26 protein-coding genes and 1 tRNA gene are annotated in these 21,352 nt (G+C 73.1%); 9 read left to right on the top strand and 18 right to left on the bottom strand.

Annotation, left to right across the window (positions count from 1 at the left end; genetic code table 11):
* Window positions 1–20: 20 nt before the first annotated feature.
* Window positions 21–1,541 carry an MDR family MFS transporter gene (locus tag IE245_RS19350; protein WP_506005184.1) on the bottom strand — a complete coding sequence of 507 codons (1,521 nt, stop codon included), beginning with the start codon at window positions 1,539–1,541 and terminating at the stop codon, window positions 21–23.
* A gap of 140 nt (window positions 1,542–1,681) precedes the next feature.
* Window positions 1,682–2,128 (bottom strand): MarR family winged helix-turn-helix transcriptional regulator, encoded by a 447-nt coding sequence (locus IE245_RS19345; RefSeq protein ID WP_189949214.1) that lies wholly within the window; start codon window positions 2,126–2,128, stop codon window positions 1,682–1,684.
* Between the two features lie 193 nt (window positions 2,129–2,321).
* On the opposite strand from IE245_RS19345, the gene IE245_RS19340 reads away from it, so the two are divergent.
* Complete coding sequence (locus IE245_RS19340) at window positions 2,322–2,555, top strand: hypothetical protein (protein WP_189949212.1); 234 nt, start codon at window positions 2,322–2,324, stop codon at window positions 2,553–2,555.
* Between the two features lie 66 nt (window positions 2,556–2,621).
* Here IE245_RS19340 and IE245_RS19335 read toward each other — a convergent pair whose 3' ends face one another.
* Window positions 2,622–3,185, bottom strand: a complete 564-nt coding sequence (locus IE245_RS19335; RefSeq protein WP_229851407.1) for a TetR family transcriptional regulator — start codon at window positions 3,183–3,185, stop codon at window positions 2,622–2,624.
* Between the two features lie 237 nt (window positions 3,186–3,422).
* On the opposite strand from IE245_RS19335, the gene IE245_RS19330 reads away from it, so the two are divergent.
* Complete coding sequence (locus IE245_RS19330) at window positions 3,423–4,379, top strand: oxidoreductase (protein WP_189949210.1); 957 nt, start codon at window positions 3,423–3,425, stop codon at window positions 4,377–4,379.
* Here the strand turns inward: IE245_RS19330 and IE245_RS37745 are convergent.
* From IE245_RS37745 to IE245_RS19305, 5 genes are all read right to left on the bottom strand, one after another.
* The gene (locus IE245_RS37745) at window positions 4,366–5,220 is read right to left on the bottom strand and encodes a hypothetical protein (RefSeq protein WP_268256573.1); all 855 of its coding nucleotides are present in this window, start codon (window positions 5,218–5,220) and stop codon (window positions 4,366–4,368) included. The genes IE245_RS19330 and IE245_RS37745 overlap by 14 nt on opposite strands.
* A gap of 50 nt (window positions 5,221–5,270) precedes the next feature.
* Entirely contained in the window at window positions 5,271–6,194 is a 924-nt protein-coding gene (locus IE245_RS19320; protein ID WP_189949208.1) for an RNA polymerase sigma factor SigF, read from the bottom strand.
* A 237-nt stretch (window positions 6,195–6,431) separates the two neighbouring features.
* A complete protein-coding gene (locus tag IE245_RS19315; RefSeq protein ID WP_189949205.1) occupies window positions 6,432–7,280 on the bottom strand; it encodes an RNA polymerase sigma factor SigF in 849 nt (282 codons plus the stop codon).
* Between the two features lie 245 nt (window positions 7,281–7,525).
* The gene (locus IE245_RS19310; RefSeq protein ID WP_189949203.1) at window positions 7,526–7,825 is read right to left on the bottom strand and encodes a Dabb family protein; all 300 of its coding nucleotides are present in this window, start codon (window positions 7,823–7,825) and stop codon (window positions 7,526–7,528) included.
* A gap of 9 nt (window positions 7,826–7,834) precedes the next feature.
* On the bottom strand, window positions 7,835–7,999 hold the full coding sequence (locus IE245_RS19305) for a hypothetical protein (protein WP_189949201.1): 165 nt from the start codon (window positions 7,997–7,999) through the stop codon (window positions 7,835–7,837).
* A gap of 479 nt (window positions 8,000–8,478) precedes the next feature.
* Between IE245_RS19305 and IE245_RS19300 the strand changes: the two genes are divergently transcribed.
* From IE245_RS19300 to IE245_RS19280, 5 genes are all read left to right on the top strand, one after another.
* Window positions 8,479–8,625 (top strand): hypothetical protein, encoded by a 147-nt coding sequence (locus IE245_RS19300; RefSeq protein WP_189949199.1) that lies wholly within the window; start codon window positions 8,479–8,481, stop codon window positions 8,623–8,625.
* A gap of 40 nt (window positions 8,626–8,665) precedes the next feature.
* Window positions 8,666–8,914 carry a hypothetical protein gene (locus IE245_RS19295; protein WP_229851397.1) on the top strand — a complete coding sequence of 83 codons (249 nt, stop codon included), beginning with the start codon at window positions 8,666–8,668 and terminating at the stop codon, window positions 8,912–8,914.
* Window positions 8,915–8,917: 3 nt separating this feature from the next.
* Window positions 8,918–10,210, top strand: coding sequence for an ATP-grasp domain-containing protein (locus tag IE245_RS19290; protein ID WP_189949197.1), 1,293 nt, complete (start codon window positions 8,918–8,920; stop codon window positions 10,208–10,210).
* Between the two features lie 69 nt (window positions 10,211–10,279).
* The gene (locus IE245_RS19285; RefSeq protein ID WP_189949195.1) at window positions 10,280–10,759 is read left to right on the top strand and encodes an SAM-dependent methyltransferase; all 480 of its coding nucleotides are present in this window, start codon (window positions 10,280–10,282) and stop codon (window positions 10,757–10,759) included.
* Between the two features lie 214 nt (window positions 10,760–10,973).
* A complete protein-coding gene (locus tag IE245_RS19280; RefSeq protein ID WP_189949193.1) occupies window positions 10,974–11,975 on the top strand; it encodes a helix-turn-helix domain-containing protein in 1,002 nt (333 codons plus the stop codon).
* A 63-nt stretch (window positions 11,976–12,038) separates the two neighbouring features.
* Here IE245_RS19280 and IE245_RS19275 read toward each other — a convergent pair.
* The 4 genes from IE245_RS19275 to IE245_RS19260 form a co-directional block, all read right to left on the bottom strand.
* Window positions 12,039–12,123: transfer RNA gene (locus IE245_RS19275), tRNA-Ser, on the bottom strand.
* A gap of 55 nt (window positions 12,124–12,178) precedes the next feature.
* Window positions 12,179–12,655 (bottom strand): tRNA adenosine(34) deaminase TadA, encoded by a 477-nt coding sequence (tadA, locus tag IE245_RS19270; protein WP_268256571.1) that lies wholly within the window; start codon window positions 12,653–12,655, stop codon window positions 12,179–12,181.
* On the bottom strand, window positions 12,655–13,203 hold the full coding sequence (locus tag IE245_RS19265; RefSeq protein WP_189949191.1) for a tRNA adenosine deaminase-associated protein: 549 nt from the start codon (window positions 13,201–13,203) through the stop codon (window positions 12,655–12,657). Before IE245_RS19265 ends, tadA begins: the two co-directional genes overlap by 1 nt.
* 197 nt (window positions 13,204–13,400) lie before the next feature.
* On the bottom strand, window positions 13,401–13,619 hold the full coding sequence (locus IE245_RS19260) for a hypothetical protein (protein ID WP_189949189.1): 219 nt from the start codon (window positions 13,617–13,619) through the stop codon (window positions 13,401–13,403).
* A 165-nt stretch (window positions 13,620–13,784) separates the two neighbouring features.
* Between IE245_RS19260 and upp the strand changes: the two genes are divergently transcribed.
* On the top strand, window positions 13,785–14,420 hold the full coding sequence (gene upp / locus IE245_RS19255; protein WP_189949187.1) for a uracil phosphoribosyltransferase: 636 nt from the start codon (window positions 13,785–13,787) through the stop codon (window positions 14,418–14,420).
* 13 nt (window positions 14,421–14,433) lie between these two features.
* Here the strand turns inward: upp and IE245_RS19250 are convergent, their stop codons facing one another.
* Window positions 14,434–15,060, bottom strand: a complete 627-nt coding sequence (locus IE245_RS19250; RefSeq protein WP_189949185.1) for a LytR C-terminal domain-containing protein — start codon at window positions 15,058–15,060, stop codon at window positions 14,434–14,436.
* Window positions 15,061–15,176: 116 nt separating this feature from the next.
* Window positions 15,177–15,473 carry a type II toxin-antitoxin system VapB family antitoxin gene (locus IE245_RS19245; protein WP_003999914.1) on the bottom strand — a complete coding sequence of 99 codons (297 nt, stop codon included), beginning with the start codon at window positions 15,471–15,473 and terminating at the stop codon, window positions 15,177–15,179.
* Between the two features lie 69 nt (window positions 15,474–15,542).
* Here IE245_RS19245 and IE245_RS19240 point away from each other — a divergent pair, with 69 nt between their 5' ends.
* The gene (locus IE245_RS19240) at window positions 15,543–17,297 is read left to right on the top strand and encodes a helicase HerA-like domain-containing protein (protein WP_229851396.1); all 1,755 of its coding nucleotides are present in this window, start codon (window positions 15,543–15,545) and stop codon (window positions 17,295–17,297) included.
* A gap of 74 nt (window positions 17,298–17,371) precedes the next feature.
* On the opposite strand, the gene IE245_RS19235 is transcribed toward IE245_RS19240, so the two are convergent.
* From IE245_RS19235 to IE245_RS19220, 4 genes are all read right to left on the bottom strand, one after another.
* On the bottom strand, window positions 17,372–18,922 hold the full coding sequence (locus IE245_RS19235; RefSeq protein ID WP_189949183.1) for a M28 family metallopeptidase: 1,551 nt from the start codon (window positions 18,920–18,922) through the stop codon (window positions 17,372–17,374).
* 79 nt (window positions 18,923–19,001) lie between these two features.
* Window positions 19,002–19,364 carry a hypothetical protein gene (locus tag IE245_RS19230; protein ID WP_189949180.1) on the bottom strand — a complete coding sequence of 121 codons (363 nt, stop codon included), beginning with the start codon at window positions 19,362–19,364 and terminating at the stop codon, window positions 19,002–19,004.
* 282 nt (window positions 19,365–19,646) lie between these two features.
* Complete coding sequence (gene pip, locus IE245_RS19225) at window positions 19,647–20,627, bottom strand: prolyl aminopeptidase (protein ID WP_189949178.1); 981 nt, start codon at window positions 20,625–20,627, stop codon at window positions 19,647–19,649.
* A gap of 10 nt (window positions 20,628–20,637) precedes the next feature.
* Window positions 20,638–21,213 carry an RBBP9/YdeN family alpha/beta hydrolase gene (locus IE245_RS19220; RefSeq protein WP_189949176.1) on the bottom strand — a complete coding sequence of 192 codons (576 nt, stop codon included), beginning with the start codon at window positions 21,211–21,213 and terminating at the stop codon, window positions 20,638–20,640.
* Window positions 21,214–21,352 lie beyond the last annotated feature (139 nt).

Genomic DNA, 21,352 nt, shown 5'->3' with positions numbered 1-21,352 from the left:
GAAGCGCGGCCGGGAGCCCGTCACGCCTCCTCGGGCGCGGTCGTGCTGCTCTTCAGCGCGACCTCCTTGATGAAGAGCGTCACCAGGAAGGCGAGCAGCGCGAACGGCGCCGCGTAGAGGAAGACGTCGCCGACGCCGTGTCCGTACGCGCTCTCGAAGACGGTGCGGATCGGGGCGGGCAGCGTGTCCATGTCGGGGATGGCACCGCCGGGGCCGCCCTGGCCCATCGACGCCGCGGCCTTCGGGCCGAGCTCCGCGATGCCCTCCTTCACGTAGTCCGTGACCCGGTGGGCCATGACCGCGCCGAGCGCCGAGACGCCGATCGCGCCGCCGAGGGAGCGGAAGAAGGTGACGACGGAGGAGGCGGCGCCGAGGTCGGCGGGGGCGACCTGGTTCTGCGTGCAGAGCACCAGGTTCTGCATCATCATGCCGATGCCCAGTCCGAGCACGGCCATGAAGAGCGCGATGTGCCAGTACGGGGTGTCGTACCGCAGGGTGCCGAGGAGGCCGAGGCCCGCGGCGGCGAGCGCGCCGCCGCTGATCAGCCAGGCCTTCCAGCGGCCGGTCTTGGTGATGATGAGGCCCGAGGCCGTCGAGGAGACGAAGAGGCCGGCGATCATCGGGATGGTGAGGACGCCGGACATCGTCGGCGACTCGTTGCGGGCCAGCTGGAAGTACTGGCTGAAGAAGACCGTGCCGGCGAACATCGCGACGCCGACGAAGAGCGAGGCCAGCGAGGCCAGCGTGATGGTCCGGTTGCGGAAGAGCCGCAGCGGGATGATCGGCTCGGAGGCCTTGGACTCGACGAGCACGAAGAGCGCGCCCAGCAGCACCGATCCGCCGACCATGGCGGCGGTCTGCCACGACATCCAGTCGTACTTGTCGCCGGCGAAGGTGACCCAGACGAGGAGCAGGGAGACGGCGGCGCTGATGAAGAAGGCGCCGGCCCAGTCGACCTTGACCTCGCGCTTCACCACGGGCAGCTTGAGGGTCTTCTGGAGGACGATCAGGGCGAGCAGCGCGAACGGCACGCCGACGTAGAAGCACCAGCGCCAGCCGAGCCAGTCGGTGTCGGTGATGACGCCGCCGAGCAGCGGGCCGCCGACGGTGGCGACGGCGAAGACCGCGCCGAGGTAGCCGCTGTAGCGGCCGCGCTCACGGGGGGCGATCATCGCGGCGAGGATCACCTGGGAGAGGGCGGTGAGACCGCCGACGCCGATGCCCTGGACCACGCGGCAGGCGATCAGCATGCCGGTGGACTGGGAGAGGCCCGCGACGACCGAGCCCGCGACGTAGATGGTCAGGGCTATCTGGATGAGCAGCTTCTTGGAGAAGAGGTCGGCCAGCTTGCCCCAGAGCGGGGTGGTGGCGGTCATCGACAGCAGGGTCGCGGTGACGACCCAGGTGTAGGCGGACTGGCCGCCCTCCAGGTCGGTGATGATCTGCGGGAGGGCGTTGGAGACGATCGTCGAGGAGAGGATGGCGACGAACATGCCGAGCAGCAGCCCGGAGAGCGCCTCCATGATCTGACGGTGCGTCATCGGAGCGGCGGGGTCTCCGCTCCCGGCGGCCGGGGCGCCCCGCACACCGGTGTCGGGTGTGGTCGTAGCCATGAAGTGGGATTCCTCTGGTTGCGAGCGTGGTCAGGGTGGTCGGGCGGGCTCACGCGCGGTCGGCGTGGTCAGGCGTGGGTGGCCCGGCAGTCCCCGAAGGAGTCGCGGAGTCGGGCGAGCAGGGTGGTGAGCAGTGCGACGTCGTCGTCGGACCACTCCGTGAGGTAGCGGGTGAAGGCCTCGGTCACCCGGCGGTCGAGCTCGGTGAGCATCGCGAGGCCCTCGGGGCTCAGCCGCAGGATGCGGGAGCGCCCGTCGTCGGGGTCGGGCAGCCGCTCGACCCAGCCGCGCGCGGCGGTGTGCGCGACGTGGCGGCTGCAGACCGACATGTCCACGGCCATCAGCTCGGCCAGCCGGCTGGTCCGCATGTCCCCGTGGTGCTTGAGCGTGGCGAGGACGGCGGCGGCGCCGCCCTGGCAGTCGCCGGGCAGGACGCGGGCGACACCGCGCTTGACGGCGCCGATCGCGCTGATGGCGCGGGCGAGATCCTCGTAGCGGCTGCTGCTCGGCTCCACGGGACCGCACCCCTTCCAACTTGTTGCTTAGGGCAACCATAGAGATGGATGGTTGCTCCAGGCAAACTAAATCGGTCAAACAGTGCTAAAGAAACGGCAAAGGGGAGGCGTGGCGGGGGCGCGGCGCGGGTGTGGCGGAGGCGCACCGCCACGGCTTGGGCCCCTCACCCCGCTTTCGCTAGGGTCCTGGCCCATGGCACACAACCCGCAAGCACCGTACGGCCAGGGCGCCCAGGGCCCCGAGGGCTACGACCCCGCCGGCAGCACCCAGATGTTCCGCGCCTTCGTCGACGAGGGCACCCCGCAGCACCAGCCGCAGCAGGTCGCGGCCGCCTCGTCGGGCGGCCCGCGCCTCGGCGTGATCGCCGGCGTGATCGGAGCGATCGTGGTGGTGGCGGCGGTCGTCTGGCTCGCCGTCGCCTCCTGACCCGCTTTCCCCGGTACGACGGAGGGGGCCGGTTCCGTACGCGTACGGAACCGGCCCCCTCCGTCGTCACCCCCGTACGGCGTCCAGCGCGGGGGCCAGCACCCCGAAGGCCTCGGCGATGAGGGCGAGCGGATCGACGCCCCCGCCCCCGCCGCTCCCCGCGTCCTCGCTCCACCGGCACAGCACCGTCTCGAAGGCGGTGAGTGCCATGCCCGCCGCGAGCGGCGGGTAGAGCCCGGCCGGGTCGAGCCCGAGCCGGCCGGCCAGCTCCCCGGCGAGCTCCTCCCGCCAGCCCGCCTCGTGCTCCAGGAAACGGGCGAGCAGCGCGGGCGTCCCCAGGATCAGCCGGACCACGGGGAGGGTCCGCTCGGGGTGGTCGCCGCAGGCGGCGAGCGGCACGGAGACCGCGTGCAGCAGTGCGGCCGAGGGCCGCTCTCCGGCCGGCCGGGCGGCCAGCGCCGTCCGCATGTCGGCGCCCATCCCGGCCAGGAACTGGACGACCACGTCCTCCTTGGAGGCGAAGTAGCGGAAGAAGGTCCGCTTGGAGACCCCCGCGGCGGTCGCGACCTCGTCGACGGTGACGGCCTCGAAGCCCTTGTGCGCGAAGAGCTGGAGCGCGGTCTCGGTCAGCTCGGTCGCGACGAGCTGCCGCTTGCGCTGGGCGAGCGTCGGGGCGCGGAGGGCGGGAGCCGGGGCGTCGGAAGCCGGTGCGCCGAGGGCCGGGGCGTCGGAAGCCGGCGCGCCGGGGGCCGGGGCCGGGGTGCGGGGCGCGGGTGGGGTGCTCACCCACCGATGCTAACGCGGTGACGTCCATGGCGCGCCACGTCATGTTTGACACCGAGTGACACACGCAGCATTGTGTGTCGTATGAGTCGTACGCGCACCTCGCACTGGACCGCCGACGCCATCCCCGACCTCACCGACCGGATCCACGTCGTCACCGGGGCCACCAGCGGCCTCGGCCTCGCGACCACCCGCGCCCTCGCCCTGCGGGGCGGCCGGGTGGTCCTCGCCGTACGGGACGAGGAGAAGGGCCGGCGGACCGTCGCGGCCCTCGCCGCCGACGGCGTCTCCCCGGACCTCCTGACCGTCCGCCGGATCGACCTCGCCGACCTCGACTCGGTGCGCGGCTTCGCCGAGGGCCTGCGCGCCGACCATCCGCGCCTCGACGTCCTCGTGAACAACGCGGGCGTCATGGGCCCGCCCCGCACGCTCAGCGCCCAGGGCCACGAGCTCCAGTTCGCCGCCAACCACCTCGGCCACTTCGCCCTCACCGGCCTGCTGCTCGACCGCCTGGCCGCCGACGGCCGGGTGGTCACGGTCAGCTCGCTGATGCACCGGCAGGGCACCCTCCCCCTTGGCGACCCCGCCGACCCCGCCGCCCTCACCGGCGAGCGCGACTACGCCCCGATGTCCTTCTACAGCCGGTCGAAGCTGGCCAACGCGGTCTTCGGCCAGGAGCTGCACCGTCGGCTCACCGCCGCCGGCAGCCGGGTCCGCAGCGTCCTCGCCCATCCCGGCTACACCGCGACGGGCCTCCAGACCCGGGACATCACCGGCTTCTCCCGGTTCTTCTACAGCCGGATCGGCAACCCGCTGCTCGCCCAGCGCCCGGAGCGCGGCGCCCTGCCCCAGCTGTACGCGGCGACCGCCCCGGACGCGGCCGGAGGGGACTTCATCGGCCCGGACGGCCTCGGCGAACTCCGCGGTCACCCGACCCGGGTGAAGCCCTCCGCCGCGGCGGCCGACCCGGAGACGGGCCGCCGCCTCTGGGACCTCTCCGAGGAGCTGACCGGGGTCCGGTACGGGCTCACCGCCGGCTAGCGGTCACCTCTCGGGTCTCGACGCGCATGCCGAGCGGCACCCGCCAGGGCTCCAGGCAGACCGTGTACGTCTGCTTCCGCGACGCCCCGGCGGCGATCGGGGCCGGCAGCGGCTGGCTGGTGACGACCGTCCCCCAGTCGATGCCGAGCGCGCCGATGACATGGGTCGCGAAGTGGGCGGTGCCGGAGGTGGCGGGGGAGCCGCCGGTGTTCCGGAAGGTCACGGTGACCCGCTCGCACCAGCGCTTCTCCCCGTCGGCGGTGACCGGCGCGGAGACCGTGAGCACGGCGGGCCCGGGCGCGGGCGTCGGCGTGGAGGGCCGGGGCGCGGCCGTGGTGGGAGCGGGGGAGGCGGTCGGCGCGGCGGTGGTGCCGGGGGTACCGGGCGGGGGAGGCGTCCCGCCGCCGGACGGGGAACCCCCGCCGGAGGGGCCGCTGGTCGGTGCCCCCGGCTCCGTACGTCCTCCGGGAGCGGACCCGGGGCGGGACCCGGAGGAGCCCGCACCCGCACCCGTATCCGGATCTGTACCTGTATCCGCGCCCGTGCCCGTACCGGAACCCGTGCCGAGCGACGGTGACGGCGAGGAGGAAGGGCCCGGGCCGTCCGGCGGCGCGTCCGGGCCCGGAGGCGGGGAGGAGGTGCTGGAGGTGGTGCCGCTCGCCGTGGGGCTGTCCAGCGGGACCAGGGTGACCGCGCCCGAGGGGGCGACCGCGCCGCCGGGCGAGGGGCCGGCGCCGACCGCCGTGAAACCCTCGCCGTCTCCTCCGCCGCCGCACGCGGTGAGCGCTCCGCCGAGGCAGAGCGCCACCGCCACGAGTACCGGCTGCTTCCTGCGCCTCATGCGCCCCAGTGTGTCCGACCTCACGTCAACAAGGGGGCCTTTCGCGGAAGTCAGTCGGAGATCAGGCCCTCGCGGAGCTGCGCGAGCGTGCGGGTGAGCAGACGCGAGACGTGCATCTGCGAGATGCCGACCTCCTCGCCGATCTGCGACTGGGTCATGTTCGCAAAGAAGCGGAGCATGATGATCTGCCGCTCCCGGGGCGGGAGTTTGGCGAGCAGCGGCTTCAGCGACTCGCGGTACTCGACGCCCTCCAGGGCCGCGTCCTCGTAGCCGAGGCGGTCCGCGAGGGAGCCCTCGCCGCCGTCGTCCTCCGGGGACGGGGAGTCGAGCGAGGAGGCCGTGTACGCGTTGCCCACCGCGAGGCCGTCGACGACGTCCTCCTCCGACACCCCGAGCACGGCGGCGAGTTCGGGCACGGTCGGCGAGCGGTCCAGCTTCTGCGCGAGCTCGTCGCCGGCCTTGGTGAGCGCGAGCCGCAGCTCCTGGAGCCGGCGCGGGACGCGCACCGACCACGAGGTGTCGCGGAAGAAGCGCTTGATCTCGCCGACGACGGTCGGCATGGCGAACGTCGGGAACTCCACGCCCCGTTCGCAGTCGAAGCGGTCGATCGCCTTGATCAGGCCGATGGTGCCGACCTGGACGATGTCCTCCATCGGCTCGTTGCGCGAGCGGAAGCGGGCCGCCGCGTACCGCACGAGCGGGAGGTTCAGCTCGATGAGGGTGTCGCGGACGTAGGTGCGCTCCGGGCTGTCGGCCGCGGCGCCGTCGGCGTCGAGGGCGCGCAGCCGCAGGAACAGGGAGCGGGAGAGGGTGCGGGTGTCGAGGGCTTCGGGGGCGACGGGGGGCGCCGGGGGGAGGAGCGCTTCGCTCTCGGCCGCGGTCGCCGCCGTCGTCTGCGTGGGTACCGGCTCGGACACGAGGACCGGAACGGGCGTGAGCGTGAGCACCTTCGAGCTGCCCTGTTCTGCGGACATGCCACCCCCTTGAGGTCGCGGACGGTCGCGGTGGGGCCGCGACCATCGGAGGAACGCAGCTTCCACCTCAATACCGGCCGTGGGGCTGCGGCAAACGCGTCCCCAGCAGAATGTCACATGTCGGCAACACGCTGTAGTGACTTGTCGACAAGGAGGGGGTGCATATCCGCAGGAAACAAGGGGTGTGCGGCAATTGGGGTGCCGGGGAACTGCTCCGAACCGGTCTACCCGTTCCGGTCATGCCTCGATTCTGTTTGCGGATCTCAGCCGGGCGAAGCTGCGGGCGAGGAGCCTTGACACGTGCATCTGCGAGACCCCGAGCTCCTGGCTGATCTGGGACTGGGTCAAGTTGCTGTAGTAGCGCAGCATCAGGATCCGCTGCTCCCGCTCGGGCAGCTGGACGAGCAGGTGCCGGACCAGATCGCGGTGCTCGACGCCGGCGAGCGCGGGGTCCTCGTAGCCGAGCCGGTCGAGCAGTCCGGGCATTCCGTCGCCCTCCTGCGCCGCCTCCAGGGAGGTGGCGTGGTACGACCGTCCGGCCTCGATGCAGGCGAGCACCTCGTCCTCGCCGATCCGCAGCCGCTCGGCGATCTCGGCGGTGGTGGGGGAGCGGCCGTGCGCGGTCGTGAGGTCCTCGGTGGCGCCGTTCACCTGCACCCACAGCTCGTGCAGCCGGCGCGGCACGTGCACGGTGCGGACGTTGTCGCGGAAGTACCGCTTGATCTCGCCGACCACGGTCGGCATGGCGAAGGTCGGGAACTGCACGCCCCGGTCCGGGTCGAAGCGGTCGATCGCGTTGATCAGGCCGATGGTGCCGACCTGGACGACGTCCTCCATCGGTTCGTTGCGCGAGCGGAAGCGGGCGGCCGCGTACCGCACGAGCGGAAGGTTGGCCTCGATGAGCGCCCCGCGCACCCGGTCGTGCTCGGGGGTCCCCGGCTCCAGGTTCTTGAGCTGCCCGAAGAGCACCTGGGTGAGCGCCCGGGTGTCGGCGCCGCGGCTGCTCCGGTCCCGGGGCCGGGGGGTCTCCGGGGCTTCGCCCCCCTCGTGCTGGGGCGGGACCTGAGGCGCTGTACTGGCCGGCACGTTCACGCCACCCCTTTGGCTGGTGTAGCTGGTCGACTGGTCTTTCAACTGCGGTCAACTCATCCGTCAAAAGCGGTCATAGCATCACAAGACATGTCCACTGTGTGCAAGCACCGCATAATCACGTGTTGAAGGCATGGTGAAGCAAAAAGCGGAGGCCAGAGGCGTGCTGGACGGAAACGCGCGAGACCCCCCGCCCGGACGGCGGGGGGTCTCGAAGGGGGAGGGGGCCGAACGGCCCTGGGTCAGCCCTCGAAGGGGTAGTCGGCGATCACCCAGGTGGAGAACTCGCGCCAGAGCGCGACGCCCGCCTGGTGCGCCGGGTGGTCGAGGTAGCGCTGGAGCGCCTCCAGGTCCTCCACGGCCGAGTTGATCGCGAAGTCGTAGGCGATCGGCCGCTCCGACACGTTCCAGTCGCACTCCCAGAAGCGCAGCTCGGGAACCTGGCCGCCGAGCGCGCGGAAGGCCTCGACGCCGGCGACGACGCGCGGATCGTCCCGCTCGACGCCCTCGTCGAGCTTGAAGAGGACCAGATGGCGGATCACGGAGGGCTCCTAGTTGATGAGTTCGGTCATGAACTCTCCGACACCCTTGGCGGCGCTGGAAAGGCCCTCGAAGCCTATCTGGACCAGTTCGGCGGAGCGGTCGGGGGCGGTGATGATCGCGTACAGGATGAAGACCCCGAACGCGTAGACCGCGACTTTCCTCGCCTGGGACATCGGCCCCTCCCCTCCCCGTACCGTGACCCCGCCTGGGCGGTGGCCACTCTAACCGAGCCTTTATGGACCAAGGGCCCTGCGTTCGGGGTCTTTCGCCGTCCCCCGGACGGGGGTACGGGGAGCAGGATGGATGTCGAGCCCGGCGGATCTGGCAGGAATCCGCGGGGCGCGAGGAACCGGCCCGCACTGCGGGGTCCGCGCCGCGAGCTTCCCCCCTGACTGCGGCGCAGGGCTTGCCGGACCGGTTCTCATCGGGGGGAGCGGCTTGTCCCCCCGATGCCGCTCCCCCCGTCCCTCTTCCCGGGTCCGCAAAGAGTGATGAAGCGGGGCGAATCAGTGGGAAAATCTCAGGATGTGAGACGGTGTGGGGTGTGGCTGTGATCCGTCATGACCCCTCAACGCCAGTGCGAAAGCGTTGATCGGCCCTCCGCCCCTCGCGACGATGGGGGCACGTGATCAACGCCTCGGGAGGGGCCCCCATGCGTCAAGCGCTCTGCACCCGCCTCGTCGCCCTCGCCCTTGCCGCCGCCGGCCTGCTGCCGGTGGCGGACGCGGTGTCGGCCGATCACCGCTCCGCCCGCACCACCGTCGTGGCCTCGCCGTCCGACGACAACGGATGGTGGTAGGCGGACGGACCGCGGGCCGCGCCGGAGAAGGGAACAGGCCGTGGAGGAGACCACGGCGCGGCTGCGGGAGGCCGGCTTCACCGACGTCGAGGTGTCGCTGCTGCCCGACCCGGCCCGGCTCGAAGCCGGTGACCAGCTGTGCAGCTACCTGGCGACGGTCGTCCTCGGCTCGCACCTGGACCGGCTGCCCGAGTCCGACCACGAGGACTTCGTCCGCGCGGTCGCCGCCCGCCTCCCGGAGCCGGTGGTGGACTACGTCCGGCTGAACATCACCGCCCGCAAGGGGTAGGCGGTGTCCGGGCCGCCCGTGCTCCCGTCGCTCCTGGTCGTCCACGACGAGGGGTCCGCGACCGCCCTGCGCGTCCTGGCCTCGGCGCGCGGCCTGTGCCGGGTCGTGCTGCTCTGCGAGTCGGGGAACCCGCGGCTGGCGGCGGAGCTGCGCGACGCCGGACGGCACGCCGAGGTCGTGGACCTCACCGGTCTCGACGAGGACGCCGTGGTCCGGCTGGCCGCCGGCCTCGCGCCGGCGGGCGTGGTCACCTTCAGCGAGCGGCGCCTGCGGCTCACGGCGCGGATCGCCGCGGTGTGCGGGCTGCCCTTCCACTCGCCGGCGACCGCCGCCGCCCTCACCGACAAGCTGCGGCAGCGCCGCCTCCTCGCCGCCGCCGGGGTGCAGGACACCCGGTGCGTGCCGGTGCGGGGGACGGGGGACGCCGCAGAGGCGCTCGCCGGGGTGGGTCTGCCCGCCGTGCTCAAGCCGAGGTCGGGAGCGGGCAGCGTGGACACCTGCCTGGTCCGGTCGCCGGACGAACTCCGCGCCGTGCTGGCGGAGTTCACCGGCGCCTCCGGGGGCGCGTACGTCCTGGAGGAGTACCTGCCGGGTGACCCGTCGGCCGTCGGCCCCGGGGCGGGCGACTTCGTCTCCGTGGAGTCCGTGGTCGCGGGCGGCGAGCCCCGGACCGTCGCCGTGACGGGGAAGCTCCCGCTCGCCCCGCCCTTCCGGGAGACCGGGCACGTGCTGCCCGCCCCGCTGGCCGCCGGGCTCGTGGCGGAGCTCGTACGGCTGGAGCGGCGGGCGCTGCGGGCGCTCGGCGTCCGGCACGGCGTCACCCACACCGAGATCAAGCTGACTCCGGACGGGCCGCGCGTGATCGAGGTCAACGGCCGGCTCGGCGGCCACATCGCGGAGATCGTGCAGCGCTCCCAGGGGTACGACCTGGTCGCGGCGGCCCTGCGCCTGGCCCTGGGCCTGCCCGCCCCCGGCCCCGGCCCCGCCCCCGGGGCGCCGGGACGTGACGGAGTGGCGTTCCACTTCAAACCGGTCCCCCCGGAGGACCGGCCGCTCCCGGACCTCCGGCCGCTCGCCGGCCTGCTCGCGGAGCTGCCCGGGGTGGACCTGGTCGACGTCGCGCCGCCGCCCGCCGGGCCGGACGCCCGTACCGCCGGCTGGCGCGCGGGCACGGCGGGCGCCGTCGGGGTCGTCTACGGCTCCGCGCCGGACCACCCGGAGCTGTGGCGGGTGCTGCGCGGGCTCCGTGACCGGCTCGACGCCTACTGGCGCACCACCGCCGCGGAATCCTCGTGACGACCCGTCATCTCACCTACGGGCGTACGGTGTTACGTGATCGACCCCGTCTCGCGAAAGGCGCAGCGCATGTCAGAGGGCAGCACCCCCGCGGAGATCGTCTCGGATCCGGTCGGCCGGGTGGTCGGCGGCCGGACGGAGGTCCGGGACGACGAGTGGGGCGAGGTGTCGGCGGTGATCCGGCTCGACGCCCGCTTCGAGCCGGAGGCCCTCGCGGGCCTGGACTCCTTCTCGCACGTCGAGATCGTCTACCACTTCGACCGGGTGCCGGTGGAAAAGGTGGAGACCGGTGCCCGGCACCCGCGCGGCAACACCGACTGGCCCCTCGTCGGCATCTTCGCCCAGCGGGGCAAGAACCGCCCCAACCGGCTCGGTGTCTCGCGCTGCCGGCTGCTGCGCGTCGACGGACGTGACGTACATGTGGAGGGCCTCGACGCGGTCGACGGCACGCCCGTGCTCGACATCAAGCCGTACATGGCCGAGTTCGGCCCCCGTGGCGCCACCACCCAGCCCGACTGGGCCACCGAGATCATGCGCCGCTACTACTGACCCCGCACGCTCCGGACCCCCGCGCTCCGGACCCCCGCGCTCCGGACCCCCGCGCCGCCGGGGCCGCCGCCCGCCGCGGCGGCCCCGGCGGGCCACCTCCCCGCCGTCCGCCCGCCGTCCGGAAGAAACGGTGCTGCCGAGAGAAATCCGGCTGCGTAGGATATGGGCCGTGGCCCCTGGGCGACCCTCGAAGGGCCGGGACAGGGGGATGAGCGTGCGAGCCGATCACGACCGTGACCAGCTGGACCGCAAGATCTACGGGCTGATCCACGCCCACCCCGGATGGGACCTCGAAGAGGTCGCCTCCGCCGCGGGCTGCTCGCCCGCCGAGGCCGAGTGCGCCTTCGACCGACTCCTGCGCCTGGGGCTGCTGGCCCCCGCACCGGGCACGGCACGCGGCTACGGGACGGTGGAGCCGGACGCCGCCCTGGCCCGTCTCTTCCTGTCCGAGGAACGCCAGGTCGCCGCCCACGCCGAGCGGCTGGCCGGCATCCGGTCCGCCATCGCCTCGCTCACCATGAACTTCTCCCCGTTACGCGACGAGCTGCGCCAGCCGGTCGAGATCGAGGTCCTGACGACCCCGGCCCAGGTGAACTCCTTCCTCGACGGCGCGGGCAGCACGGTGCGCTCCCGCATGCGGTCGATGCACCCGGGCGGCCCGCCGCCGGAGGAGGTCATCGACGAGATGCTGCTCCGGGACAAGGAGATGGCGGACCGGGGCGTCGAGGTCGAGGTCCTCTACCAGCGCCGTACGGCGGAGGTCCCGTACGTGGCCGCCTATCTGCGCGACGCCGCCCGCCCCGGCCGGGAGGCCCGTACGGCGGAATCGCTGCCCGTCCGCATGATCCTCTTCGACGACAACCTCGCGGTGCTGCCCCTCAACCCGGCCGACAGCAGCGAGGGCGCCCTCGCCGTCCACGGCGACGCCCTGATGCGCTCGCTGCACGCCTTCTACGACCACCACTGGCACCACGCGGCCCTGCCGTCCGCCGCGCGACGGCCGCCGGAGACCTCGCCGGTGCTCGACAGCCAGGAGCTGATCGTCGTCCGGCTGCTGGCCGACGGCGTGAAGGACGAGACGATCGCCCGTTACCTGGGTATGTCCTCCCGGACGCTGAGCCGGCTCATCTCCGGCCTGCTCGACCGGCTGTGCGTCCAGACCCGGTTCCAGGCCGCCCTGCGCATCGCCGAACTGGGGCTGCTCGACACCGCCTAGGAGGGGGCCGGGAAACGCAGGACGCCCCTCCTGCCGGTTGCCTGGCGGGAGGGGCGTCTTCAGCGGTAGCGGAGGGATTTGAACCCTCGGTGAGTTTCCCCACACTCGCTTTCGAGGCGAGCTCCTTCGGCCGCTCGGACACGCTACCGAGAGAGAGCTTAGCCCAAAGTCGCCCAGCCAAGAAATCCGTATCCCCGCGCAGGTCAGCGGGTGCGGAAGAAGGAGGTCAGCAGCGCCGCGCACTCCTCGCCGAGCACCCCGCGGACGACCTCCGGGCGGTGGTTGAGACGGCGGTCACGGACGAGGTCCCAGAGGGAGCCGGCGGCACCCGCCTTCTCGTCGTCGGCGCCGTAGACGACCCGTTCGACGCGGGACTGGACGAGCGCGCCCGCGCACATCACGCAGGGTTCCAGGGTCACCACGAGGGTGCAGCCGGTCAGCCGCCACTCGCCGGTGGCGGCGGCGGCCCGGCGCAGCGCCAGGAGTTCGGCGTGGGCGGTCGGATCGCCGGTCGCCTCCCGCTCGTTGTGGCCGCGGGAGAGGACCTCGCCGGACGGGGAGAGCACGACCGCGCCGACCGGTACGTCACCGGCCGGCACGGCCGCGTCGGCCTCGGCGAGGGCGAGACGCATGGCGTCCCGCCAGGAGTCCGGCACGGGGCCGGGTACCGCGGTCGGCACTAGCGGACGGCCTCCAGGATCTCGGAGGCGCCGATGGCGTCGGCGATCTCCCCGAGGGCGTCGTCGGTCAGTCCGAGCAGGGTCCGCTCGGACATGCCGAGGTCGGCGAGGATCCGGCCGTCGCCGAGCGGGCCGGCCGGCGCGATGCCGGCGCTGCCGGCGGAGGCGTCGTCCTCGTCCCCGCCGGTGGCGTGCTCCGGCTCGCCGTCCTCGGTGCCGTCCAGGTCCGCGAGCTTGTCGAGCTCGTCCAGCTCGCTGTCCGGGTCGTCGTCGCCGAGCAGTTCCGAGGTGAGGATCTCCCCGTACGAGGAACGGGCCGCGGCCGCCGCGTGGGAGACGTAGACCCGGGGGTCGTCCTCTCCGTCGACGCGGACGACGCCGAACCACGCGTCCTCCTGCTCGATGAAGACGAGGACGGTCTCTCCTTCGTCGGCCGCCGCCTCACGGGCCAGATCGGCCAGGTCCGCCAGCGTCTCCACGTCGTCGAGCTCCGTATCGCTCGCTTCCCACCCGTCTTCGGTGCGCGCGAGCAGTGCGGCGAAGTACACCTGACTCTCCCACTGATCAGAGGTGTGATGATCCGGCGGCGCGCTCCTGAGCCCCGCCCAATCGGCATCGTGACAGAAACGGCGGCCTCAGGAGAGGTCTTCGGCTCTTGCGTCGTGCATCAGTCTGAACCACACCGCGTTCGGGTGGGCGTACGACCCCGGCGCACGGAGGGGGCGCATCGTCCGTGGCCAGGTGCTCACCAACGGAAGGTCCGCATGCGCATGGCCTGCCTCATCCGGGCGGCCCGGGCGCGCCGGGGCTGGACCCGGTCGCGCAGCGCCTTCGCCTCGCCGAGCTCGCGGAGGAACTGGGCGCGGCGCCTGCGGCGCTCCGCGTCGGTCTCCGGCTGTGTCTCCGGCGCCCGGGGCTCCGTTCCGCCCCGGACCTGGCCGGACGTGTTCTTCGGGTCGGGCATCGGCCACACCACCCCATCACTGGGTCCCTGTGCCCCCCACCCTGCCCCAGCGGCGCGGGTGCATGCCAGTGGTGGGTGCGAGCGGACGACGGGAGCCGGGCGGGGGAGGGACGCCGGTGCCGGTCGTGGGCGGGGGGCCGGTGCGCGGCGGGCTACTGTTGAGTCATGCGTCTCCACGTCGTCGATCACCCGCTGGTCGCCCACAAGCTCACCACCCTGCGCGACAAGCGCACGGACTCCCCGACCTTCCGCCGGCTCGCCGACGAGCTGGTCACCCTGCTCGCCTACGAGGCGACGAGGGACGTGCGGACCGAGCAGGTCGACATCGAGACCCCCGTCACGCGGACGACCGGCGTGAAGCTGTCGTACCCGCGTCCCCTGGTCGTGCCGATCCTGCGCGCCGGGCTCGGCATGCTCGACGGCATGGTGCGGCTGCTCCCGACGGCCGAGGTCGGCTTCCTGGGCATGATCCGCAACGAGGAGACGCTGGAGGCGTCGACCTACGCCACCCGGATGCCGGAGGACCTCTCGGGCCGCCAGGTGTACGTGCTCGACCCGATGCTGGCGACCGGCGGCACGCTGGTCGCGGCGATCCAGGAGCTGATCCGGCGCGGCGCGGACGACGTGACGGCCGTGGTGCTCCTCGCCGCCCCGGAGGGCGTCGAGGTCATGGAGCGCGAGCTGGCCGGCACGCCGGTGACGGTCGTGACGGCCTCGGTCGACGAGCGGCTCAACGAGGCCGGCTACATCGTCCCGGGCCTCGGCGACGCCGGTGACCGCATGTACGGCACCGCCGAGTAGGTCCCGGAAGGGGTCAGCAGCGGGCCGGCGCGGGCTTGGGCTTGTTGAGGGCCACCAGCGCCGCGTCCGCCGTCGCCTTGGGCGACAGGTTCTTGAAGGCCGTACCGATGATCAGGTCGACGTCCGCCGTGGTGCGGGCGTCGACCTTCGTCGTGGCGCCGGCGAGCTGGGTGCCGAGGACGGCGAAGGCGCCCTTGGTGGCGGTCGGGGCGCCGAGCAGCACTCCCGCGCCGGGGACCTTCTTGTCGTAGGCCGCGGGCGCGTTCCCGATCTTGCCGATGGCGAAGCCGCGCTTCTTGAGTTCGTCGGCGGTCGCCTTGGCGAGTCCCTTGCGCGTGGTCGCGTTGTAGACGTTCACCGTGACCTGCGCGGGTTTCGGCGGCTTGGCCGCGGCCGTGGCGCTGGGGGTGGGCGCGGGCTTGCAGTCGGCCTGCTTGCCGGCGGTGGTCTTCCGGGCGCCGTCGCCGGAGAAGACGTCGACGAGCTGGAGCGTGCCCCAGCCGGCCGCGCCGAGCACGACCACCGCGGCGGCCGAGGCCAGGACGATCCTGCGCCGGCGGTGGGGTCGGCGCATGCGCGGGTAGACATCCCCCGTGATGCGGTACTTTCCGCCCATGCCGGGGGGAGTGAGCATGCTCATGGGCGCAGCGTAATGCCGCCCGTGCGCGATGCCTACTTGATGATCATGTGATCGCGGCCGGATGGGCGCGAACTGCCCCCGAAAGGATCAGCGCGCGGGGCCCGGAGGCGGTGACGTCAGTCCAGTTCGAGCACGCGCGCGTGGAGCACCTGGCGCTGCTGGAGGGCCGCGCGGACGGCGCGGTGCAGTCCGTCCTCGAGGTACAGGTCGCCCTGCCACTTCACGACGTGCGCGAAGAGGTCGCCGTAGAAGGTGGAGTCCTCGGCGAGCAGGGTCTCCAGGTCCAGCTGGCCCTTGGTGGTGACGAGCTGGTCGAGGCGGACCGGGCGCGGGGCGACGTCCGCCCACTGCCGGGTGCTTTCCCGGCCGTGGTCGGGATACGGCCGGCCGTTTCCGATGCGCTTGAAGATCACACGGAAAGCCTACCGGGCCGACGGTCCCCGGCGCAGCCACGCGGAACCGATGGGATGCTGTCACAGACCATGACATCAGCGACATTGGGGTGCCGCATGGGCGAGGCGGAGCAGCAGGAGTCCGAGCGGACCGCGCCGGCGCGGACCACGTCCGAGGGGGCCGCGTCCGGGCGGGCGGGCTCGGAGGGGGGCACGTCCGGGCAGGTCACGTCCGGGCAGGTCACGTCCGAGGGGGCCGCGTCCGGGCGGGCGGGCTCGGAGCGGGCCGCGCTTCCCGGGCCGGTCGCGGAGATCGCCGCCGGGTACGCCTTCGAGGGACCCGCGCTCGACCTCGGCGCCGTGCTGTGGGACGGCGCCTGCCACGCGGACGCGCCCGTACGGATCCCGCTCCCCGTCCTCAACCGGCACGGTCTCGTCGCCGGCGCCACCGGCACCGGCAAGACCAAGACCCTCCAGCTGATCGCCGAGCAGCTCTCCGCCCAGGGCGTCCCGGTCTTCCTCGCCGACGTCAAGGGCGACGTCTCGGGCGTCAGCACCCCCGGCGAGGACGGCCCGAAGGTGCGGGAGCGGGCCGCGCAGGTCGGCCAGGAGTGGACGCCCACCGGCTTCCCCTGCGCGTTCTACGGTCTCGGCGGCCTCGGCCCCGGCATCCCGGTCCGCGCCACGGTCACCAGCTTCGGCCCGGTGCTGCTCTCCAAGGTGCTCCAGCTGAACCGGACGCAGGAGCAGTCCCTCGGCCTGATCTTCCACTACGCCGACGCCAAGGGCCTGGAGCTGGTGGACCTCAAGGACCTGCGCGCGGTGGTCGCCTTCCTCGTCTCGGACGTGGGCAAGCCCGAGCTGAAGGGGATCGGCGGCCTGTCGACGGCGACCGCCGGGGTGATCCTGCGCGCCCTGACCACCTTCGAGCAGCAGGGCGCGGGCGGCTTCTTCGGGGAGCCGGAGTTCGACACGTCGGAGTTCCTGCGGACCGCGGACGACGGGCGGGGGACCGTCTCGGTCCTGGAGCTGCCGGCCGTGCAGCGGCAGCCGCAGCTCTTCTCGACCTTCCTCATGTGGCTGCTCGCGGACCTCTTCCACGACCTGCCGGAGGTCGGGGACCCGGAGAAGCCGAAGCTGGTCTTCTTCTTCGACGAGGCCCACCTCCTCTTCACGGGGGCGTCGAAGGCCTTCCTGGAGTCGATCACGCAGACGGTCCGGCTGATCCGCTCCAAGGGCGTCGGCGTCTTCTTCGTGACCCAGACCCCGAAGGACGTGCCGGCGGACGTCCTCGCGCAGCTCGGCAACCGGGTGCAGCACGCGCTGCGGGCCTTCACCCCGGACGACGCCAAGGCCCTGAAGGCGACGGTGCGGACCTTCCCGGAGTCGGCGTACGACCTGGAGGAGGCGCTGACCTCGCTCGGCACGGGCGAGGCGGTGGTCACCGTACTGAGCGAGCGGGGCGCGCCGACCCCGGTGGCGGCGACCCGGCTGCGGGCGCCGGAGTCGCTGATGGGGCCGGTCGATCCGGCCGCGCTCGACGCGGCGGTGAAGGGCTCGCCGCTGTACGGGCGGTACGCGCAGGCGGTGGACCGGGAGTCGGCGTACGAGCGCCTGGCGGCGGACGAGGCGGCGCGCACGGCGGAGGCGGCCCGCGCGGAGGCCGCGAAGGCGGAGGCGAGGGCGGCCGGGACGACACGGGCGAGGGCCCCCGAAGAGGAGCCCTCGCTCGTCGAACAGGTCGTCGGCAGCGGGATGTTCAAGTCCCTCGCGCGCTCGGTCGGCACCCAGCTGGGCCGGGAGATCAGCCGCTCGCTCTTCGGGACGGCCCGCCGCCGCAGATGAGGCCGCGGGAGGCCGCGAGAGACCCGGACCGGACCTCCCCGGGCCTCCCCGGACCTCATCGGCCCTCTTCGGACCTACTCGGTGACCTCGTGGTGGTCGTCGTGCAGACCGCCGTCGCTGCCCTCGCCCGTGGTCGGCACGGAGACGACCGGCCGGCGCAGCGAGGAGATGTCGTGGGCGTAGGTGCCGACGGCGTTGGCGATGACGTCGATGTTCGCGTCGAAGGCCTCGTGGTTGACGTTGGTGATGTCGTCGCCCTCGGCGTGGTAGTTCACGTCGTAGGCGACGCCCGCCTCGCCGCCGAACTTGGCGGCCTGCGCGGCGGTCTTGATGCCCTCGGCGCCGGTGAAGGTGCCGCCGGAGGGGATGCCGGCCTTGATGAACGGGCCGTAGTCGGAGCGGCCGCTGAAGTCGGTGCCCTCGTGCGGGAGTCCGCGCCGGTCCATGAAGTCGGTGATGTCGCGCTCCAGCTGCGCGGAGCCCTCGGGTCCCGCGCCCTCGCCGACGCCGTCCGAGTCGTCGCCGTCGTACACGAACAGGCCGTAGTTCGGCGAGGCGATCATGTCGAAGTTGAGGTAGAGCTTGATCTCCTTCTTGTCGAGCTCCGTCAGGTTGGCGACGTAGTGCTCGGAGCCGAGGAGGCCGACCTCCTCCGCGGACCACCAGGCGAAGCGGACCTTGTTGCGGACCTTCTCCTTCGACGCGGCGAGCTCCAGGGCGGTCTGGAGGAGGCCGGCGGAGCCGGAGCCGTTGTCGTTGATGCCGGGGCCGTCGGTGACGGAGTCGAGGTGCGCGCCGAGCATCACGGTGTTGGCGGCGTTGCCGCCCTTGGTCTCCGCGATGACGTTGTTGGTGGAGCGCTTCTCCTTGAGCTGGCGGATCTCGTAGGAGAGGTTCACCGGGCCCTTGGCGAGGTCGGCGAGGAGCTGCTCGCCCTCGGCCTGGGAGACGCCGGCGGTCGGGATCTTCCCGGCGTCGGCGTCGCCGAGGGTGCCGGAGAGCACGCCCGTGGTGTTGTTGTAGACGATCGCGCCGACGGCGCCGGCCGCGGCGGCGTTCGCCTGCTTGGTCGCGAAGGGGCAGACGCCGCGCTTGATCAGGGCGATCTTGCCGGTGAAGGCGCCGGCGGCGAAGTCGCCCGGCTCGCAGCCGGACGAGCCGTCGGCGTCCAGCGGGACGGCGGCCAGCCCGGCGGTGATGCCGCCGACCGGGGTGGACGGGGTGTAGGTCATCGCCCGGACGCCGAGCGCGCGGGGCGCGGCGCCGAGGACGGAGGCCTTCTGGGCGAGGGTCTCGGTGTAGATGAAGTCGAACTTCTCGTACGAGACGTTGTAACCGGCCTTCTTGAGCTGCGTGTACACGTACGCGGCCGAGGCGTCGTGGCCGAGGGAGCCGGCCGCGCGGTGGCCGCCGGCCGAGTCGGCTATCGCCTGGAACTTCTCCAGGTGCCTGAAGGCGTCCGCTCCGGTGGTCTCCCGGACCAGCTTCTTCGCCAGCTTCGCGGCGTCCCGGGCGGGCGCGGCCGCGGGGTCCTTCACGGCGGTGGCCGGAGAGGCGAGGACCAGAGGGGTGGCGATGGCCGCCGCGGCGAGGATGGCCGCGGTACGACGCTGGGTTGCGTTCACGGAAGTCCTTCCCGATGGGGATGAGGTTGAGGGGAAGTTAGCCACGGGAAGGGCGTTCTGTGAACACGTTCGGCGCAAATCATCTCGGCTTGAACAGGATTGACATCTGGAATTCTCGATTCCCTGGAGATTTGCCGCTCTTGGCGTCGTCGGAGCCCTTGGAGGCTTTCGCCGCTTTGTCGACCGCCTCCCGTCGGCCCGTGGGGCGGACGTCGCACCGCTCGCCGGGGAGGGCGAGGAGGGTCCGCGCCCTCCCCTTCCCGGAGCCGGGCAGCGCCCGGAGCCGCGCGAACGGCTCCGTGCCGCTGCCGGCGGGCCGCCGGACGGCCCCTTCCCCCGGCACCTGCTGGTCGAGCGGCCTCCCCACGAGCACGGCGAGCGGCGACCGCCCGGGAAGCGCGTCGGCCTCGGGCCGCGGGACGAGGTGGAAATCGGAGCTCATGTTCCGATGATCCCGCCGGGCGGGCCGGGGCGCCTGGCGGGACCTCCGGGCTCCCCGGAGGGGCTCGGGGAGCCGGAGAAGCACCGGAGTGCTTCCCGGGTCGCCCCGGAGGAGTACCGAGAAAGCCCGGAGGCGCGCTGGGAGCCCGGGAAGCGACGGGGCTCCCGGGGGCAGCGGGGGCCCGGAGGAGGGCCGGCGGAGTGCCCGGGGGGAGCCCGGAAGGGCGCCGGGAGAGCCCCAGGGGCGCCCTGGATCCCTTCCCCGGCGGTTCCCCCCCCCGGCTCAGGCGTCCGCGAAGCGTTCCAGGGCCTCGACGACCAGCCGACGGGTCTCGCCGCCGCCGAGGTGACCGGCCTGTTCGACCACGTGGAGCTCGGCGTCCGGCCAGGCGCGGGAGAGCTCCCAGGCGGTGGTGAGCGGCCCGCCCATGTCGAGCCGCCCGTGGACCAGCACGCCGGGGATGCCGGCGAGCCGGTGCGCGTCCCTGATCAGGGCGCCCTCCTCCAGGAAGGCGCCGTGGGCGAAGTAGTGCGAGCAGATCCGGACGAAACCGAGCCGGGCGTCGTCGACCCGGTCGGAGTACGGGGTCCCCATGCCCTCCATCGACAGGACGGCGTCCTCCCAGGCGCACCAGTCGGCGGCCGCCCGCTCCCGGACGGCCCGGTCGGGGTGGTTCATCCGGGCCGCGTAGGCCCCCACCAGGTCCTCGGCGCCGTCCACACCGGCCCGGAACCGTTCGTGCGCCTCGGGGAAGAAGCGGCCGACGCCCTCGTACAGCCAGGCCGTCTCGGAGCGCCGGGTGGTGGTGACGGAGGCGATGACGATCTCGCTCACCCGCTCCGGACGCGCCTCCGCGTACGCCAGGATCAGCGTCGAGCCCCACGAGCCGCCGTACAGCAGCCAGCGGTCGATCCCCAGGTGGACGCGGAGCCGCTCCATGTCGGCCACCAGGTGGGCGGTGGTGTTCACGGAGAGGTCGGCGGCCGGGTCGCTCGCGTGCGGGAGGGAGCGCCCGCAGCCGCGCTGGTCGAACTGGACGACCCGGTACTTCTCCGGGTCGAAGAGCCGGGGCGCGGTGGGGGAGGACCCGGAGCCCGGCCCGCCGTGCACGACGAGCGCGGGCTTGCCGTCCGGGTTCCCGTACACCGCGTAGTGGACGCGGTTGCCGTCCCCGACGTCGAGCAGCCCGCTCTCGTACGGGACCGGAGCAGGGGCCGCGGCAGGGGGCGGGGACGCGGGCGGGGGAGGTGTGTCGGAGCGCATCCGCCCGACGCTACTCGGCGCCGGTGATCCGGGTCTCGGGGTTTTCGCACCAGCGCAGCACGGCGGGCCAGGGCCCGAAGCCGCTGTCGGGGGTGAGGTGGCCGCCGCCCGCGACGAGGTCGAGATCCAGGCCGAGCGGGGTGCCGTAGTGCAGGTCGGCGCCCTCGGGGCAGTACGTGTCCCCGTCCCCGTACACGAGCCGGGCCGTCACGCCCTCCTCGGCGAGGTCGAGTCCCTCGGCGAACGCGGCGATCTCCGGGATGCCGGCGGTGACGCCGGGGGAGGGCGGGGCGACGAGCAGCACCCGGTCGGCCCGGGGCCGCCGCCCGCCGGCCCGCAGCCAGAGCAGGACGGACAGGCTGTGCGCGAGGACGACGAACTCGCCCTCGGCCGGCCGCTTCCCGTGCTCGTCGAGGGCGGCCAGCCAGTCGCCGAGGACCGGGGCGTCCGGCTCGGGCAGCTGCGGATAGCGGACCTCGTGCCCGCGGGCCCGCAGCTCCCCGGCGAGCCAGTGCTGCCAGTGGCCGACGGGCCGGTGGTTCTCGAAGCCGTGGAGGATGAGGAAGGTCTTCGGCGTGGTGGTCATGCGGCGATGGTGAGGCGCGGGGGCTCGCCGGTCCAGAGGGTTCCGAGGACTGGACGGGTCCTCCCGCCCCGAGGGCCTGCGGCCGCTCCCGGCCTTCCGGCCCGAGGGCCTGCGGCCGCTCCCGGCCTTCCGGCCCGAG

Origin of the sequence: Streptomyces roseolus (assembly GCF_014649855.1) — a bacterium.
Taxonomy (GTDB): domain Bacteria; phylum Actinomycetota; class Actinomycetes; order Streptomycetales; family Streptomycetaceae; genus Streptomyces; species Streptomyces roseolus.
The sequence above is the reverse complement of the archived record's forward strand: the minus strand, read 5'-3'. Positions and strand labels throughout refer to the sequence as shown.